Origin of the sequence: Streptomyces sp. NPDC055962 (assembly GCF_042270185.1) — a bacterium.
Classification (GTDB): Bacteria; Actinomycetota; Actinomycetes; order Streptomycetales; family Streptomycetaceae; genus Streptomyces.
Window position 1 is genome coordinate 766,962 of the sequence record NZ_JBHJYN010000002.1, and the last position, 15,928, is coordinate 782,889.

Here is a 15,928-nt window from a genome sequence, read left to right on the forward strand (position 1 = left end):
CGGGCAGTGGCGATGCTTGGCGGCTTGTGGCACCGCCCGGAGGCCGGTCAGCGGTGCTGGTTGTCGGAGGCGATGAGCGAGCGGATGACCAGGGCGCAGATGGCGACGGATGCGCCGGTGATGGCGACCGCGAGGAGCATCGAGACCAGGACCGCGCCGACGACCAGGACGACGGCCGCCCCACCACCCACGAGGGCGAGGACGGAGCCGGGCGTGAGCTGGACGGTCGGCCGAGTCGTAGGGGGCTGGGCAGCCAGCGGCGTGGGGCTCTGCGGGCTGTGCTGGACCACGGCGGTCGGCTCGACGACGGCCAGCGGGGTTGTGATGCCGGTGGGCTGGGGCATGGCGGGGACCTTGGGCTTGAACATGGTGGATCTCCTTTCGAGGACGGTTACTTGGTGACGCTGTCGATGGCGGGGGCGAGGAAGCTGTCCGCCAAGAGGTAGCCGCCCAGGAGCAGGACGGCGACCAGCCACAGCGGCGGGCGGATGAGCTTGATGCCGAGAGCGCCGACGACGATCAGGGCGAGCCAGAGCGGGACATCCACAGGTCGGTCTCCTATCGGGCGGTGCAGCGGTGGGTGCGGGCAGCGAGCTGGGCGGCGCTCTGGCTGGAGTAGTCGGCGGACCAGCCGCAGCGATCAGCGCTGCAGACGGCGGCGTGCTTGGTACGGCCGTGGCGGTCGCGGTGGGTGCCGATCTGCACCGGGCCGATCCGCATCACGGAGTGGAAGTGGTCACGAGCGGGCATGGCGGTGGTTCTCCCTTCTGATCAGACGAGTTGGGCCGCGATGGTCTCGGCGAGCTCGGGCGGGAGGCCGAGGCGGGCGCGCAGGGTGTCGGTGTCGATCCGGGCGCCGGTGCGGGCGTGGTGGTCGTCGGCGAGCTTGCGGGCGTGGTCGACCAGCGCGGCCGGGACCGGCGGACCAGCCGGAGCTACGGGGGCGGGAGCGAGTTCCGGGATGTCCTTGGCAGCCGCGGCGATGGGCTCGGGCTCCGGTGCCGGATCGGGGGTCGATTCCCGCTCGACTGCTGTCACGGGGTCCGGGGCTGCGGGTGCCGGCGGCGCCGGATCGGGCTCCGGCTCCTCGGTGGTGTGGGAGTGGGCGAGGAGGGTGCCGCCGAGGAAGGCGAGGGCGGGCCATCCCGCGATGCCGAATCGCAGCCAGGCCGGCGGGTGGGCGAGGTCGAGGAATCCGGCGGTGGCGACGTTGGCGCCGAGCGAGGCGAACAGTGCGATGAGGAACCAGCACCAGGCCAGCCGGGAGGGGCCCTCACTGCGTAGGCGTCGCCAGGCAGCGACCAGGAGCAGGTCCACCGAGATGGGGTAGGCCCAGGCTTTCCATCCGTCTTGTCCGGCGGCGGCGGCGAGATCGTGGAGGTGGGCGAAGGACAGGGCACCGGCGATGACGGCCTGGACCAGGACGGCATCCACGCGGAACGCGGGCCGGGCCATCAGACGCCGCCAATGGCGTCGTAGCCGGGCGGGAACATGCCCGGCGGGGGCTCCGGGAGCGATACGGCCAGGGACGGGCCGGTGGTGTCGATGAAGGCGTCGTCGGCGCCGGGGATCTCGGCGTACAGGGCCAGGGCGCCGAGCATCAGCACGGTGCGGTGAAAGTCCTCGATGTGCTCACACATGGGAGTCGCTCTCCCTTCCTTGAGACATGGAGCGGGTAGGGACCTGGCGCGATGCGGTCACGCCAACCGGGGGTGCGGGACGAAGTCAGGCAGTGGCGGGGGCAGCCTTGGTGAGTGGCTCGGAGGCCGGAGCCAGGGCACCGACGACGGGTCGGAAGGCCGCGAGGACGGGCAGGTCCGGGGTGCGGTCGGCGTGCCGGTTGCAGATGTTCACGGCCGTACGGAGCGAGGTATGCGGGGCGCGGATGCGGGCCCAGCCGCCGGAGGAATCACCGGTGACGGCGATGCCGGGCGTCTCGGTGGGAATCTGGATAGCGGCGAGGACGGCGTCCGATGCGATGTCGCCGAAGGCCATGTTGGCCGAGGACTCGTCGTTGACCCGGTGTGCGGTGCGGCCGGTGAGCTGGGCGCGGAGCATGGTGATGCCCTTGCCGAGTTCGGAGCCGAAGCGCTGTCCGCAGATCTCCAGGTAGATCCCGGCAGCACGGCCGAGCTGGGCGAGCCGAACGAGCGCGGTGATGATCCGGTCGCGGCGCTTCTCCTCGTCCTTCGTGGCGAAGAGGGCGAGTTCGGCGACCTCGTCCACCAGGACCACGACCGGGACCGGGCGTAGGTGGTCGGGCAGGTCCCAGATGTCAGCGGCGATCTCCGCGTCCGGCACGTTCACCGTGATCCGCTGTTCGGCCCGGATCAGTTGGTAGACGTCCTCCATGTGCGAGACGAGCGCGTCGAGGAGCTCCAGGGCGGTGTCGGGGTTGTCGGCGAGGGCGGAGAACCGGCGGGCCAGTGGGAAGAGTTCGACGCCCTGCTTGCAGTCGATCCCGACCAGCGCGACGTCCATCGGTGCGAGGCCGGCCACCAGGTTGCGCTGATAGACGGACTTCCCCGACTCGGTGGCGCCGAGGGTGAGCCCGTGGGGCACGGCACGGTAGTCGCGGTAGTGGACGGCACCGTCCTCACGCAGGGCCACCGGGACCCGCATCGGTGCCGGGTCGCTCTTCGCGGGCATCTGCACCCGCTTGAGGACGTCGTATCCAGTCATCCGCACTTCGACCACACCGGAGCGCAGTTCGCGGGAGGTCACGCCGTACATACCAAAGGAATGGCGCAGCCGGTCCGTAGCGGCGGAGACGTCGAAGGCATCCTGTCCCGGTCGGAGCTTGAGGCGGAGCACCAGGCCGGTGCGGGTGGGGTGGACTCGCAGGATGCGCGGGGCGCGGGACTCCGGCACGGGCCGGTTGGTCATCCGGGCTAAGGCCAGGCGCCAGCGGGACGGCGGGACAGTCAGCCCGCACGCGTCCATCACGGAGACGTAGCGGACCAGAACCCGCACAGCGGCGAGGACCGCACCGAAGGCCAGCCAGTACCAGGCGGGGCGCCGCCACCGCAGAATCACTGCGGTAGCGACAACCAGCACCAGGGCGACCGTGAAGCCGGTCATGATCAGGCCGCCTTGGAGGCCGATGACGCGGCGGCGAGCGAGGTGACCGCGACCGCGCGGAAGGCGATCCCGTGCCGCTTCTGCCCGTTGAACTCGTTCTCCCATGCCGAGGCAACCAGCCCTGTCAGCGCGACGGGGGTGCCCATGGCCAGGTCCTCAGAGACGCCCGGCTGGGGAACGGTGAGCTTGAGGATCTCCACCTCGTCCGGCGTGGAGAACATGACCTCCACCGTCATCAGCGTCACGCCGTCCTTGTCGAGCGCGATCTCACCGGTACGGCGGTCCTTGACCTTCGGCTGAGGGGCCTTGGCGACCATCACGGTCGCGTTCGTGGTGTCGACGGGAATCTGTCGCATCGTCTTGGCTCCTGTAACTAGCGGCTGTTGTCCGGCCCTTGCCGGTGAGAACAGGAGACCGCGAGGGCTCATGGACGTATCACGGTCCGTCTGGACGTTTAGGGACGTCTGAGTTACCGTCAAAACGTCCCTACGTCCCAACGGGAAGGACACCTCATGGCGAACGAGCGCCTGCGGGCAGCGATTTCGGCAAAGGGCGAGACGATCCAGTCCACTGCTGATCACGTCGGCGTGGATCCGAAGAGCGTCGAGCGGTGGATCACCACGAACCGCACCCCCCACCGAGGCCACCGCTGGAAGGCCGCAAGTTTCCTGGGCGTCGATGAGGTCTACCTCTGGCCGACAGTCGAGAAGCGGGCAGAGACCGCGAGCACATCCGAGTTGGTCACGTACTACCCGCACCGCGGAGCGGTCCCAGCGTCGCTGTGGTCCTCGCTGATCGAGCAGGCCTCAGACCAGGTGGAGATCCTGGTCTACGCGGGACTGTTTCTCTTCGACAGCCACCCGGACCTGCCGGACCAGCTTGCCGACAAGGCAAAGGCCGGCACCCAGGTCCGCGTCCTCCTGGGAGACCCGGACTCGCCGATGATCCGCCAGCGGGGAGAGGAGGAGGGCATCGGCGACGATCTCGCTGCCCGCGCTCGGATAACTCGCCGATACCTCGAGCCAGCAGCACAGACACCCGGCGTGGAGATCAGGCTTCACGACACGATCCTGTACAACTCCATCTACCGTTTCGACGAGGACGTGTTGGTGAACCCGCATGTCTTGGGGGCGCCGGCGGGACAGAACCCAGTTCTGCACTTCCGCTACATCCCAGGCGCCCGCACCTTCCGGCACTACATGCGCAGCTTCGACTACGCATGGGAGCAAGGCCGGGCAGCCTGAGGATCTTCCTGCAAGGCGGAAGGGCTCATCTAGGGTCAGGAGCCGTTGTAGCAACGGCTCTATCAAGCAACGTGCGACTACGGGGGCTGACAGGGATGGCTGTGCGCTTGGTGGCATCGGTGCTGGTCACATGGGCAGTGCTAGTCGTGCTCTTTCTCGCACCCTCGCCCCTACCAGAGCACTGGCGCTACTACATCTACTCGCCGGCGAGCGTGGGCCTTTGGATGCTGACCATGCTCGTTGCACCCCCGGTGGTCTGTGCCGCTAAGTGGCAGTGGATCAAGTCAGGCAGCAGGTAGGCCCAACCTCGGTGAGCTGGACTGCGCTTGCACCTCTGGTCACCAGTCATGCGAGGCTAGAGCCATGGCCCGCGTCGACTACATCAATGATCCGCAAGCTCCGAAGGCGAACAGCATCGTCCCCTCGGTCACTGCCATTGCGCGCAACGATGCCGGTGAGGTTCTCCTCATCCACAAGACCGACAACAACCTGTGGGCTCTGCCCGGAGGCGGCGTCGACGTTGGCGAATCGGTTGCGGACGCAGCGGTGCGTGAGACGAAGGAAGAGACCGGCTTCGACGTTGTCGTGACCGGTCTGGTTGGTCTCTATACGGATCCCGGCCACGTCATGGCCTACGACGACGGTGAGGTCCGCCAGCAGTTCTCGATCTGCTTCACGGCGCGGATCACGGGCGGTGCACTTAGGACCAGCAGCGAGAGCAAGGAAGTCGCCTTCGTCGATCCAAGCAAGCTGGACGAACTGAACATCCACTCCTCCATGCGGATGCGGATCGAGCGCGGCCTATCTGATCAAGCGGAGCCCTACATTGGCTGATCAGCCATGCGGGCATGCGTCCGTTCGACAGCCGCCTTCAGATACGGCCGCGCCTTACTGATCGCGTTGTGTACCTCGCTGCCCGGTTCGTAGCGCACGAGGATCTCATCGATCCGGACATCGAAGTCGAAGGACTGTCCGGCAGGGCCTGTCGTCATGTCGGCGAAGATCAGCGCGTCCAGAACCGCAGAGTCTTCCCGGTCGTAGGCAGCCAGCTCTGCCGACAACCCACGCTGTTCAGCTTCGTACACGGCCCCAGAGTGATGGGCGACCAGCCGCACCAGGCGCGCCGGCGCACCGAGTGCCTCTAGATGGCGAGCCCCGTCAAGCGGATGGAAACCGGTGTCCCGTAGTTCGGGGGCATACCCGATGTCGTGCAGCCATGCGGCGGCTACCAGAAGGTCCCGGTCATCCTCTGACACAGCCGCGGAAGCCTCTTCAGCTCGAGCAGCCACGGCCTGAGTGTGCAACCAGCGGTTCCCGAGCGGAGGAAGCAGAGACTCGGCGAGCTCGGCCGCTCCTCGGGGAGTGTCCAGTGAAGAAGGCATGAGTGGAACGGTAGCCGAGACGAGACTCAGGCCGACAGGCCGCGGCCAAGCGGTACACGCTCACGCGTGCGGTAAGACTTTCTCTACTTCATCAAGGCACCCGGCTGCGCTCCGCTCCGCCGGGCGCGCTTCCCGGCTCTGGCTGCGCCCGCGCTCCTGCCTTCGGCCCGCTCGGCGCTGCCGCCGCCGACGCGCGCCCGCAGGGGATAGGCCCAAGGGCATGAGACGAGAACCAAGCCCGCGGCTTTAAGACATGCCTCCGGCGGGGGCGCTACGGCACCGGGATGGCGCCGTTCGCGAGTGCCGGCCGGAGCGTGGTGAGCGTCGTGGTGGCTCCCATCCCGACCACCTTCGACCCAGGCAGAGCCGAGCAGTCGCGGCCCAGGGCGTCAAGGTCGTTCGTACAGTGGCGCGCTCCACCTTGACGCCCTGAACCACGACCGCTCCACGGTGTGTGGGTCGAAGGCGGACGGGATGGGAACGGGGGTAGGTGGTTGGCTGAGCGAGATGGGTGCCCTGTTCCCGCTACTTCGCCAGTTCCTTACCTAGCGTAACTACTGCCACCCCCGCGGAAAGTACGGCGACGACAAGCGAGCCCAGTGCAATCTTGTCGGCGCTTGTGGATCGACTCCACCACGAGCCGTGTGGGATTTCACCTGTTGGTTTAAGAAGCGCCCGATTTGCTCGGTTGAACAACTTAAAGCCGCACCAGTACACAAAGATCATGGTCGCAGAGGAACCTAGGATCGCGAAAACCCCTTGCCACGACTCGCCCCCTCCGCGTGATTCTCTCGATTTAAGGGCTTGCGGGTCGACGACCATTAGGCTTATGAGCATTGCTGCCATATAGGGAATTGCGAGTGCGTACCCCAGTAGAGCGAGCCTTATGCGTCGCGCCTTCTCTTCGCTGTCGCGCCTCGGTTTGCCGCCCGACGCTTTTAGGAAAAGCTCAATTCGGGCAGCCTGTCCGTGGACCCAAGTCGCATCCTGGCCCGAGACTTGAATTTCAACCCGCTCGGTGTCAATGGCTACGCTAACCTTGCGGTCGCCTGTGCCGTCAGCAGCTTCGAGCGCGAGATTTTCCCAATTATTCAGGTTGCCCGTGGTGTTGGAATTACGAACATGGTCAATAAGGTCGGAAAGTTTCGCGGCGCTATAGCGGGTACTGTCTCGCTGAGTTGAAACGGAAACTGAAGCCGCGGGAATTCCCTCTGGGGCGAGATTGAAGAGTCTTTCAAGTTCACCTTTGCCAAGTCGGCAGGTTATATAGACCTTACGGACTTCATCGTGCTGGATGGGGGTATTCATGGCCGAGATGGTGTCACGATTGATTGGGTCAGGGGTCAGAATCGATGTCCAGTGACCAAGTTGTGGCCGGGAGGGTAGGCTTTCGCGGCGAGCTGGGGAGCGCGCGGCGTGCGAAGCGACCGGCTAGGGCAAGGTGACGTGAGCCCCAAGGACTTGCCCGGGCGCGGGCTGCCGTACAGCAGTGGCGTACCGCAACCACAGCAACCGCCCTCGCTCATAGCAGCCCTCCGGTACCTCGTAGCGGCCCATATGGCCGTCGGTGACCGGTCTGGCTCGAGCTACGGATCAGAAGGTCTCTGACATCTACCGCTGACATCAACGATGCTGGACAGGGGCATACGTGGGCGTTCCCGTCCGGCCGTAGCGGTGGTGGGAGGTGGGGGCCGCAGCGGCGCCCAGCCGAACTTACAAAGCGGATGTCGGCGGGTTGAAACCGTCTCTCCGTCAATCAGTAGCCCCGCTGCGGACATTGAAAGTAGGGCGGATGCCCGCCGTATCCAATCGTCGCGAGCTCGCGACCAGGTGGCCGACTGCTCAGCTGTGCCGGTGAGGGCTACGAGAGCTACAGCCAAAGAATCAGAGCAACGATTACAATCAGCAGAAGGAAAGGACTAGCTATTGCTTTTCGAAGCTCTCGTTCGCCTTTTCCAGAGAACATGGGGGCATCGCCCTCGTCGGTAAATGGGGTCATTGGGCTGTCCTTGCTGGTCAGGATGTTGCTCGCATCGCGGACCAGCGCAGCTGCCGCCCGCACGTCGCCTGATTCCTTCAGCATCGCATCTACCTTAGCCAGCATCTCAGGCGAAGAGACTGCCAGGCGTCGTACGTTTTGTTTGGTTTCTTCGTCAATACCCTCGTTCTTTATGATTGTCTGAAACACGCTGCCATTATTAGTCTGAATGTACTGGTCAATTGCTGGAATTTCGCCCATGGTCACCCCCGCCGCAGCTTGTGTTGCTCACCAGCGAGGGGGCCTGGTCCAGACTTAGCTGGAATGATGAGATGCATTCACCCTTACTCCTGGACTGGCCGAGCGGACCAGCCAGAATGAGTGCGATCAAGACGGCGGCGACGGCCGAGACGGTGGCCACCCCGATCCGCGCGAACGGGTTGAGTGCCTGACCGATCGTCTTAACCAAGGTGGGCCACTTGTGAGTGACCCATAGAGTGAAAGCCACACCTATGACAATGAAGACGAAGACTCGATCTTGTACGAATGCCCCGACGTATTTGTCAGAAGACAGGCGGATCAGATCTCCCACTAGGCCTTCGATAGCTGGCAACGCGTAGGGGAAGTATTCACTGATGAGTTCGACGCCTGCCAGGACAGCGAGCACAGCGAGGACGGCGCCGAACGCGTAATAGGCGATCCCAAGTAACCCGGCGCTGTTGGTGGTCGGCAACTTCACCGCTTGCCATCGCGGTAGTTGGTCTGCGAGACGGTGCCGTTGTTCGTTTCGATGAACTGTCCGTTGACGGTGACGCCGCCCGGACGCGCGCTCTGAGGAGGGTGGGGGATGCTGGGGTTGGTTCCCTCCGGCAGTGGGTTGTCAGGGGGGCGAGGGACGTTGGTGTTGACGCCGTCGGGCTGTGGGTTGCTGGTGGCAGGCAAGGCGGCGGGGGTGTGATTGCCGGTGGCGCGTGAGCGTGTCCACCGGGCGGTGATCGCGGCGCCACCGAGTAGGAACACCCCCCCGATCAAGGCGGTGATTATCTCGGTCATGGAGTCCCCCTGAGCGTCTGTGAAGGTCGACAAAATCCTACCCAACAGGGGCGGTTGAGTGTCCGACGTTCGACTAAAAGTGAGCAAGCAGCGACTCAGTGAGCAGCCAGCGGTCGGTAGGGGCCCAACTGCGCGACGGCGGCTTCGGTGTAGCCAACCAGTGGTGACTCGTTTTTGAACTGAGTGGTCCATCGGGGCTCGCTGTCGCAGCCACTGGTGTTGGGGAGGCCGGCGGCAGCGCGTTCGGTGGGATGTGCGATCTTCGCCTATGGCCCTGATGCCGAAGCGCCGTTAGGGGCGATGGATGGACCCTGGCTTGCGTGAGTACCCATCTCCCCCATCACGCGGCGTGCTGCGCCCCGGGAGCCCGCTGACGACGTCGTGGGCGAGCGTGCCAGATGTGTGCCAGATCGAGCGGTCAACCACGGTCATTCGAGGAACGCCACAGCGTCCACAGCTCGCGACAACCGTCGCAGTGCACAGGTGGTCTGAGCTAGGAAGATGACTCAGATGCTGCCGCCAGGCTTACAAAGCAGATGTCGGCGGTTCGAAACCGTCCGCGCCCACCAGTAGGAAGCACGACGAAGGCCCAGGTCACCGGTACAGAATCGGGAGCCTGGGCCTTGTTGGTTGATCGGCCGTACTGATGTCCAGGATCGCTCGGTCGGCCCTCGAAAGCGGGCTACCGGCGGTGCCGATGAGTTTGAGGAGCGGACCTGACCACCACCAGGTCCGTGCCTACCGGGAGACCGGCGCAAGGCGGAGCAGACCGTGGAGCCGGAAGGAGGCTCGTCATGCCCGGCTTCTCGTGAGGCCGTCGACAACCGTGCCGCCGCCGTCCGGCTGCGTGATCTCGTCGATGAGGTGTCGGACTCGCTCTTGGATCACGTCCCGGATGGGTCGGACGGCATCGACTCCCTGTCCGGCCGGGTCGGGGAGTCGCCAGTCGAGGTAGCGCTTGCCGGGGAACACGGGACAGGTGTCGCCGCAGCCCATCGTGATGACGACGTCGGATGCTCGGACGGCTTCCACGGTCAGAACCTTGGGTACCTCCGCCGCGATGTCGATACCGATCTCCGCCATCACCTCGACCACAGCCGGGTTGACGGAATCGGCCGGTGCGGAGCCCGCCGAGCGCACCTGGACCCGCTGTCCCGCGAAGTGGGTGAGGAACGCGGCGGCCATCTGTGAGCGTCCGGCGTTGTGGACGCAGACGAACAGTACGGAGGGCAGGGCAGCCTCAGGCATGGGCAGGATCCTCCTGGGGAGTGGGCGATTCAAGTGCCGTGAAGTGTCGGCGGGCGTACAACGCCACGTACACCAGGCCGATCAGGACCGGCACTTCGATGAGTGGGCCGACCACACCGGCCAGGGCCTGCCCGGACGAGGCGCCGAACGTCGCGATGGCCACGGCGATGGCGAGCTCGAAGTTGTTGCCCGCGGCGGTGAATGCGAGCGCAGTCGCGCGCGGGTGGTCGAGACCGAGTGCCCGGCCCAAGGTCATGGATCCGGCCCACATGAGTGCGAAGTAGGCGAGCAGGGGCAGCGCGATACGGGCCACGTCGAGAGGCTTGGAGGTGATGGCGTCCCCTTGGAGGGCGAAGAGGATGACGACGGTGAAAAGGAGTCCGTACAGGGCGAAGGGCCCGATGCGAGGGATCAGTTCGGCCTCGTACCAGGCCCGGCCCTTCGTCTTCTCGCAGATGCGGCGGGTGAGGTACCCGGCTGCCAGGGGAAGGCCGAGGAAGATCAGGACGCTGCGGGTGATCTCCCCGACCGTCACGTCGAGGCCGGCCTGTTCCAGGCCCAGCCAGCCGGGCAGGACCGTCAGGTAGAACCAGCCGAGCGCCGAGAACGCGATCACCTGGAACACGGAGTTCATCGCGACCAGCACGGCCGCGGCTTCGCGGTGCCCGCACGCCAGGTCGTTCCAGATGATGACCATCGCGATGCAGCGGGCCAGGCCGACGATGATCAGCCCTGTGCGGTACTCGGGCAGGTCCGGCAGGAAGAGCCAGGCCAGCGTGAACATGAGTGCTGGGCCCACGACCCAGTTGAGGAGCAACGAGGGCACCAGCAGGCGTCTGTCCCGCGTCACGGTGCCGAGTCGGTCGTAGCGGACCTTGGCCAGCACCGGGTACATCATCACAAGCAGGCCCAGTGCGATCGGCAGGGAAACTCCGCTGACGGTCACCGTGGCCAAGGCGTCCCCGAGTCCGGGAACGGCGCGGCCGAGGCCGAGCCCGATCACCATGGCGGCAATGATCCACCCCGCGAGGTAGCGGTCCAGGAATGACAGGCGTCCCGCCACGCCGTGTTCAGGTGTGCCCACACTCACGACGCGGTCCCGGGGGATCCTGCGCGGGCAGGCAGAGGCTCGCCGGCAGGCCGGGCCAGGATGCCCGCGAGGCGGTCGGTCATCTCCGGGAGCAGCCAGTAGTACACCCAGGTTCCGCGACGCTCGCAGTCGATGAGACCTGCCTGCCGCAGCAGCTTGAGGTGATGCGAAATCGTCGGCTGCGACAGGTCGAAGGCCGGGGTCAGGTCGCACACGCAGACCTCGCCACCTGCCTGCGAGGCGATCATCGAGAGCAGTCGCAGGCGTACGGGATCGCCCAGCGCCTTGAACACCTTCGCCAGCTCGACCGCTTGATGCTCATCCATCGGTGCAGTCAGCAGCCCCGGGCAGCAACCATCGACCCCACCTGCCCGGCCCATCACCACGAACTCTTGATTCGACATGCGTCTATGTTGACAGCCTTCGATGCAAGGCGCAATCTTGAATCGACGAACTTCAATACAACTCGATGGGGTACCGCCATGTCCCGTGCTCAGCTCGCCCTGCGTGTCAGCGACCTGGAAGCGTCGATCACCTTCTACTCGAAGCTGTTCGGCACCGAACCGGCCAAGCGGCGCGAGGGCTACGCCAACTTCGCCATCACCGAACCTCCGCTCAAGCTCGTCCTCATCGAGGGGGAGCCCGGAGAGGACACCCGACTCGATCACCTCGGGGTGGAGGTCGACTCCACCGAGCAGGTCTCGGCCGCCACGGGACGGCTGAAGGACGCCGGCCTGGCGACGTTCGAGGAGAACGACACGTCCTGCTGCTACGCCCTCCAGGACAAGGTGTGGGTCCACGGCCCCGGACAAGAACCCTGGGAGGTCTACGTCGTCAAGGCGGACGCCGACACCCTCGACAAGAGTGCCCAGCCTGACGCGGACGGCCAGGAGTGCTGCGCGCTCCAGAGCAGGGAAGGGGAGCCGCAGGCGGCAGGTTCGGCCTGTGGCTGTGGTTGATCCCTCAGCCGCCCTGATCCCAGGCAGGTACCTGGGATCAGGGGCCTTCGGCCTGCTGGGGGGAGGGGGTTCGAACCCGCGACGGTTCTCGGTGCGACGGTTGTCGAGATCGTGTCCCGCTCGACTTCCCCCTGCCCAGGAACGGGCAAGGGCTTGCCCCTGGACGGATCCCGGCCAGGGGCCGGCCAGGTTCGACCCCGGCGGAGCCGACCGCAGCGAGCCAGGGCGTCGGACTCGCTCGACCTGGTGCAGTCATTCGCCGTTGTCGCGAGTGAGTTCGCAGCAGGGCGGTTGCAGTGCCGGTCAGACGCGTTCGAGCGGGCGGTGCGGGCCCGGCGGGAGTTCGATCTCGATCGTGTCGTGCGGGCGGACCCGGCCGCCGTGGCGGACCACGGCCATGATGCCGGACTTGAACGTGAAGTCCCCCGAGAGCGGATCGATGGTGAAGACCTCGCCGAGCAGGCCCTGACGGAAGTCGTTGATCTTCGCGCACGGGTTGCGCAGGCCGGTCACCTCCACCACCGCCTGCTCACCGAGGTGCAGCAGGGCGCCGGTGGGGAGGGCGAGCAGATCGATCTCCCGGGTGGTGACGTTCTCCCCGAGCTGGCCCGCGGCGACGGTGTAGCCCTTGAGGGCGAGTTCGTCGAAGAGTTCCTCGTGCATCAGGTGGACCTGGCGCAGGTTGGGCAGGTCCGGCTCGTAGGTCATGCGGAACTGGTGGCGGATCGTCCCGCCCGCATGGACGTCCCCTTCGACACCCAGTCCGGCGAGCAGCGTGACGGACTCGCGGTTGGGCTTGCTGAACGAGTACGTCGCGTTGCCGCTCACCGCTGTGACCCGGCCTGCCATGTCCGACCCCTGTCTGCCGTTCCGCGTGCGTCGCGCCATCCTAGGAAACGCTCCGGGTCAGGCGGAGCCGGGAGCCAGGCGATCCAGACGGTCCAGGATCGTGGACCACGGAGGCTCTCGCGTCGGTTCCTGGCGGGGTTCGTGCAGGGGCCAGACGTCGGGCCCGTGGACCAGCTCCGCACCTGCCGTCCGCAGCGCCCGGATGTGCCCCTCCCAGGCCGGGTGCCGTGCGTGGGCCGCGTTGATCCGTGGGAACACCACGACCGGGACGCCGATCGTGCCCAGTGCCTCGCTCACCTGCGTCAGCGCCTGGTTGTCGGCGATCCCCAGGGCCAGTTTGGCCACGTAGTTCGCGCTCGCCGGTGCGACCACGTAGCAGTCGACGACGGGGTGGGGGCGGGGCTCGGTCGGCAGGCGGGGTGTGTCGCGCACCGGCAGGCCGGTCAGTGACTCCAGCCGGTCCAGCTCCCCGTCGGCGGCCCTCAGCCACCGGCCCGCGTCGGGGGTGAGCGTCACGGCCACCTGCCAGCCCAGGGCGACGGCCGGCTCGACCAGGCCGCTGCGCAGACTTTGGACCCCGTCGGTCGCCGTGCCCACGACTCCCAGCACGCCTCGGCTCCCCGCACTCATCGTTCCTCCACCACGCGTCGTCCGCCTTCCAGGGTCTTCCAGGCCAGCAGTACAGCAGAGACCTGCCGCGGCCACGGCACGTCAGTCCGTGACGCCGAGGTCCTGGCGCATGATGCGGTGCATCGTGGAGAGCTTCGGATCCGCGGCCTTGAGGTCCACGAGCAGCTGATCGGCCGTCTCGCCGTCTCGGGGCAGTCCGCGGTCGATGCGCTTCAGCGCGGCGTCCGTCCCGGCGAGGACCACGTTGAGCTCTCTGGAGGCGTCGAGGACGGCTTCGGGGACGATCATCTGGGCCTCGGCATAACGGTCGCGGTAGTCACGACGGCCCTCTTCCAGACGGTTCCGGTCGTCGTCGGTGCAGACCCCGTCGCGTGTGCGGTGCAGGGCGTCCTTGAGGAGGGTGTGGAAGTGGCCGGTCGCCCGGTTCATCGAGATGTAGGCGGCGCGCCGTTCCTCGAAGAGTCGCCGCCTCTCCTCCACTTGCTGGTCCAGGACTCGCTGACGACTCGTCACCCGGCTCGTGAGCACCGGGGCGAAGAGTGTGCCGAGCACTCCGAATACTGCGGTGATCATCGCGGCTATGGCGGCGCTCATGCAGGCGACCCTAGTCACTGTGCGGCCGGAGCGCCGGTCAACTGGTGCGCAACAATGGTGTGGGGAGGTTCTGGTCATGGAGTCACCGGTCTTCGCGGCCATCCGGTTCTCCGCCGGGTGCCCCGACTGCGGTGCCGAGGCGGAGTGCTGGGGTACCCAGGCCCTTGTGGGCGGCCTCCTGCGCTGGGACACCGAATCCGTCTGCCCGGACTGTCGGTTCACGGTCGTTGTCTGCGACGACGATGTACCGGCCGGGATGCGTGAGCGCATACTCTCCGAGCACGGGCCCGCGCGGCTTCAGGTGGGGCCTGCGGCCGGAAACGTGATGATCATGCGGGTTCTGCGTACGGCGCTCGGATCGGATCTGGGGCAGGCCAGGAAGGCCCTGCACCTGGTCCTCGCCGGGGAGTGGTCGGGCACGCTGCCCGAGATGGAGTTCCTTGCCCGCAGGCTGCGCGCTGCGGGGATCGAGGCCGTCGCCGTCCGGTCGTAGGGCGACGGCTCGTGGCCGTGCCGCAGTGTGCGGTCCCGCCGGCCTGCCCCGCTTGTCGATGTGCCTGCGCGACGACCGTGGAGGACCTGGTAGTCGTACGTGCGCCGGCGCCCGTGGAGCCGGCCCGCCCGCGGGTCCCAGGGACCCCCGGGCGCCTCCGCACCCCCCGGGATGCGCGCCGGCGGGGGCCGGGGGACCGTGGAGGCATGGCCGGACATCCGCCTGTGATCGTGTATCCGCCCTCACCGACCGGTGGGCGGCGGGTGACCGTGCGCGGGCAGATCGTCGGGCTCGCGCACGGGCGTGGGGAGGTGGCCTCGTTCCTGCGACGTGCCGGGTTCGCCCAGGGGGCCGACGAGATCGATCTGGACCAGCCGGAGTTGATCGAGTGGCGAGGCGGAGATCTCGACACCTGGAGGTGAGCCCCGTGAGGCGTCGTGGAGCACACCGGCCCGAGGCGTCGCTCGAACCGCCCCCCGGCTACTACGGAGCGGGCGCGGGAGCCCCCGACGCCACGCAGCGGGGCCTGATCCTCGACTGGGTCGTGAGCCGGCGGGTCGCGGCCGGCTGGCGGGTGGAGTCCCGTTCGGGGAGCCAGGCGGTGCTGGTGCGCGGGCAGCCCGTCAACCATGTGCTGCACGCCTTCCTCACGGTCTTCTCGTGCTGCGTCTGGGGCGTGGTGTGGGCGGTCCTGGCGGTGACCAACCGGGTCGAGCGGGTCGCGCTGACCATCGACGCCCACGGGCAGGTCGTCACCGTGGGAGCGCCCTGAGCAGGAGTGTGCCGTCACCCGAACGGGCGCGTCGGGGTCGTGGCGGGCGAGGCGGGCGCACAGGGTCGGATCTGCCCGCTGCACCGCGGGGTGGTTCGTCGAGTGGAGGAGTCCCATGGCCCAGTCAGCATCCGCACCCGGCAGCTCGCGGCCCTCGGATCCCGGAGGCCCCTGGGCTGCGAGCGGGGTGATGTTCGCGGGGGTGCTGCTCCTCGTCGACGGGATCCTCTCCATCGTCAAGGGAATCGCGGGCATCGCGTCCGACGAGGTGTACACGCGCATCAACAACTACACGTTCAAGTTCGACATCACCGCCTGGGGATGGATCCACCTGGTCCTCGGGGTGATCCTGGTGTTCGTCGGCTGGGGCATCCTCAAGGGCGCCGCCTGGGCCTGGGGCGTGGGCATCGGGCTCGCCGCGCTGAACCTGATCGCCAACTTCGTCTGGCTGCCGTACCAGCCGGTGTGGGCGATCATCTCCGTCGCGCTCGACACCTTCGTGATCTGGGCCCTGTGCGCCCACCGGGCGAAGCCGGTCATCTGACGTGAGCCCGG

Annotated in this window: 25 protein-coding genes; 7 read left to right on the top strand and 18 right to left on the bottom strand. The window is 66.9% G+C overall.

Annotated features, from left to right (window positions below; translation table 11 throughout):
* Positions 1 to 47 precede the first annotated feature (47 nt).
* From ACFC51_RS08670 to ACFC51_RS08700, 7 genes are all read right to left on the bottom strand, one after another.
* Positions 48 to 368, bottom strand: a complete 321-nt coding sequence (locus tag ACFC51_RS08670; protein ID WP_376527670.1) for a SpdD-like protein — start codon at positions 366 to 368, stop codon at positions 48 to 50.
* A 23-nt stretch (positions 369 to 391) separates the two neighbouring features.
* Entirely contained in the window at positions 392 to 547 is a 156-nt protein-coding gene (locus tag ACFC51_RS08675) for a hypothetical protein (protein WP_106972736.1), read from the bottom strand.
* 11 nt (positions 548 to 558) lie between these two features.
* A complete protein-coding gene (locus tag ACFC51_RS08680) occupies positions 559 to 750 on the bottom strand; it encodes a mobile element transfer protein (protein WP_088574294.1) in 192 nt (63 codons plus the stop codon).
* Between the two features lie 21 nt (positions 751 to 771).
* Entirely contained in the window at positions 772 to 1,455 is a 684-nt protein-coding gene (locus ACFC51_RS08685) for a DUF2637 domain-containing protein (RefSeq protein ID WP_376527675.1), read from the bottom strand.
* Positions 1,455 to 1,640 (bottom strand): hypothetical protein, encoded by a 186-nt coding sequence (locus tag ACFC51_RS08690; RefSeq protein ID WP_376527677.1) that lies wholly within the window; start codon positions 1,638 to 1,640, stop codon positions 1,455 to 1,457. The genes ACFC51_RS08685 and ACFC51_RS08690 overlap by 1 nt, the downstream gene beginning before the upstream one ends.
* Positions 1,641 to 1,725: 85 nt before the next feature.
* Positions 1,726 to 3,081, bottom strand: a complete 1,356-nt coding sequence (locus ACFC51_RS08695) for an FtsK/SpoIIIE domain-containing protein (protein WP_376527679.1) — start codon at positions 3,079 to 3,081, stop codon at positions 1,726 to 1,728.
* A 2-nt stretch (positions 3,082 to 3,083) separates the two neighbouring features.
* Positions 3,084 to 3,437, bottom strand: a complete 354-nt coding sequence (locus ACFC51_RS08700) for a hypothetical protein (protein ID WP_033299734.1) — start codon at positions 3,435 to 3,437, stop codon at positions 3,084 to 3,086.
* 156 nt (positions 3,438 to 3,593) lie between these two features.
* On the opposite strand from ACFC51_RS08700, the gene ACFC51_RS08705 reads away from it, so the two are divergent.
* Together ACFC51_RS08705 and ACFC51_RS08710 are read left to right on the top strand one after the other, a co-directional pair.
* Complete coding sequence (locus tag ACFC51_RS08705; protein ID WP_352229886.1) at positions 3,594 to 4,325, top strand: XRE family transcriptional regulator; 732 nt, start codon at positions 3,594 to 3,596, stop codon at positions 4,323 to 4,325.
* 363 nt (positions 4,326 to 4,688) lie between these two features.
* Positions 4,689 to 5,159: an NUDIX hydrolase gene (locus ACFC51_RS08710; protein WP_376527683.1), complete on the top strand. Its 471-nt coding sequence runs from the start codon at positions 4,689 to 4,691 to the stop codon at positions 5,157 to 5,159.
* Here ACFC51_RS08710 and ACFC51_RS08715 read toward each other — a convergent pair.
* The 8 genes from ACFC51_RS08715 to ACFC51_RS08750 all read right to left on the bottom strand — a co-directional run bounded on the left by ACFC51_RS08715 (position 5,147) and on the right by ACFC51_RS08750 (position 11,480).
* Positions 5,147 to 5,707, bottom strand: coding sequence for an HDIG domain-containing metalloprotein (locus ACFC51_RS08715; RefSeq protein WP_376527685.1), 561 nt, complete (start codon positions 5,705 to 5,707; stop codon positions 5,147 to 5,149). The genes ACFC51_RS08710 and ACFC51_RS08715 overlap by 13 nt on opposite strands.
* 525 nt (positions 5,708 to 6,232) lie before the next feature.
* A complete protein-coding gene (locus ACFC51_RS08720) occupies positions 6,233 to 7,015 on the bottom strand; it encodes a hypothetical protein (protein ID WP_376527688.1) in 783 nt (260 codons plus the stop codon).
* A 562-nt stretch (positions 7,016 to 7,577) separates the two neighbouring features.
* On the bottom strand, positions 7,578 to 7,952 hold the full coding sequence (locus ACFC51_RS08725; RefSeq protein WP_376527691.1) for a hypothetical protein: 375 nt from the start codon (positions 7,950 to 7,952) through the stop codon (positions 7,578 to 7,580).
* A complete protein-coding gene (locus tag ACFC51_RS08730) occupies positions 7,924 to 8,424 on the bottom strand; it encodes a hypothetical protein (RefSeq protein ID WP_376527694.1) in 501 nt (166 codons plus the stop codon). Before ACFC51_RS08730 ends, ACFC51_RS08725 begins: the two co-directional genes overlap by 29 nt.
* Positions 8,421 to 8,738 carry a hypothetical protein gene (locus tag ACFC51_RS08735; protein ID WP_376527696.1) on the bottom strand — a complete coding sequence of 106 codons (318 nt, stop codon included), beginning with the start codon at positions 8,736 to 8,738 and terminating at the stop codon, positions 8,421 to 8,423. Before ACFC51_RS08735 ends, ACFC51_RS08730 begins: the two co-directional genes overlap by 4 nt.
* Before the next feature lie 792 nt (positions 8,739 to 9,530).
* Positions 9,531 to 9,986: an arsenate reductase ArsC gene (locus ACFC51_RS08740; protein WP_376527699.1), complete on the bottom strand. Its 456-nt coding sequence runs from the start codon at positions 9,984 to 9,986 to the stop codon at positions 9,531 to 9,533.
* Positions 9,979 to 11,076 carry an ACR3 family arsenite efflux transporter gene (gene arsB / locus ACFC51_RS08745; protein WP_376527702.1) on the bottom strand — a complete coding sequence of 366 codons (1,098 nt, stop codon included), beginning with the start codon at positions 11,074 to 11,076 and terminating at the stop codon, positions 9,979 to 9,981. Before arsB ends, ACFC51_RS08740 begins: the two co-directional genes overlap by 8 nt.
* Positions 11,073 to 11,480 (bottom strand): ArsR/SmtB family transcription factor, encoded by a 408-nt coding sequence (locus ACFC51_RS08750; protein WP_376368152.1) that lies wholly within the window; start codon positions 11,478 to 11,480, stop codon positions 11,073 to 11,075. The genes arsB and ACFC51_RS08750 overlap by 4 nt, the downstream gene beginning before the upstream one ends.
* 78 nt (positions 11,481 to 11,558) lie before the next feature.
* Here ACFC51_RS08750 and ACFC51_RS08755 point away from each other — a divergent pair, with 78 nt between their 5' ends.
* The gene (locus tag ACFC51_RS08755) at positions 11,559 to 12,035 is read left to right on the top strand and encodes an ArsI/CadI family heavy metal resistance metalloenzyme (RefSeq protein ID WP_376368150.1); all 477 of its coding nucleotides are present in this window, start codon (positions 11,559 to 11,561) and stop codon (positions 12,033 to 12,035) included.
* 303 nt (positions 12,036 to 12,338) lie between these two features.
* Here the strand turns inward: ACFC51_RS08755 and ACFC51_RS08760 are convergent, their stop codons facing one another.
* The 3 genes from ACFC51_RS08760 to ACFC51_RS08770 form a co-directional block, all read right to left on the bottom strand.
* Complete coding sequence (locus ACFC51_RS08760; RefSeq protein WP_376368148.1) at positions 12,339 to 12,884, bottom strand: MOSC domain-containing protein; 546 nt, start codon at positions 12,882 to 12,884, stop codon at positions 12,339 to 12,341.
* 57 nt (positions 12,885 to 12,941) lie between these two features.
* A complete protein-coding gene (locus ACFC51_RS08765; RefSeq protein ID WP_376368146.1) occupies positions 12,942 to 13,514 on the bottom strand; it encodes a flavoprotein in 573 nt (190 codons plus the stop codon).
* An 81-nt stretch (positions 13,515 to 13,595) separates the two neighbouring features.
* Positions 13,596 to 14,108, bottom strand: a complete 513-nt coding sequence (locus tag ACFC51_RS08770; protein WP_376368144.1) for a hypothetical protein — start codon at positions 14,106 to 14,108, stop codon at positions 13,596 to 13,598.
* 76 nt (positions 14,109 to 14,184) lie between these two features.
* Here ACFC51_RS08770 and ACFC51_RS08775 point away from each other — a divergent pair, with 76 nt between their 5' ends.
* The 4 genes from ACFC51_RS08775 to ACFC51_RS08790 all read left to right on the top strand — a co-directional run bounded on the left by ACFC51_RS08775 (position 14,185) and on the right by ACFC51_RS08790 (position 15,917).
* Positions 14,185 to 14,601 (top strand): hypothetical protein, encoded by a 417-nt coding sequence (locus ACFC51_RS08775; RefSeq protein ID WP_376368142.1) that lies wholly within the window; start codon positions 14,185 to 14,187, stop codon positions 14,599 to 14,601.
* Positions 14,602 to 14,807: 206 nt separating this feature from the next.
* Positions 14,808 to 15,023 (top strand): hypothetical protein, encoded by a 216-nt coding sequence (locus tag ACFC51_RS08780; protein ID WP_376368140.1) that lies wholly within the window; start codon positions 14,808 to 14,810, stop codon positions 15,021 to 15,023.
* A 5-nt stretch (positions 15,024 to 15,028) separates the two neighbouring features.
* Positions 15,029 to 15,373, top strand: a complete 345-nt coding sequence (locus tag ACFC51_RS08785; protein ID WP_376527705.1) for a hypothetical protein — start codon at positions 15,029 to 15,031, stop codon at positions 15,371 to 15,373.
* 115 nt (positions 15,374 to 15,488) lie between these two features.
* Complete coding sequence (locus tag ACFC51_RS08790) at positions 15,489 to 15,917, top strand: hypothetical protein (RefSeq protein ID WP_376368137.1); 429 nt, start codon at positions 15,489 to 15,491, stop codon at positions 15,915 to 15,917.
* Positions 15,918 to 15,928 lie beyond the last annotated feature (11 nt).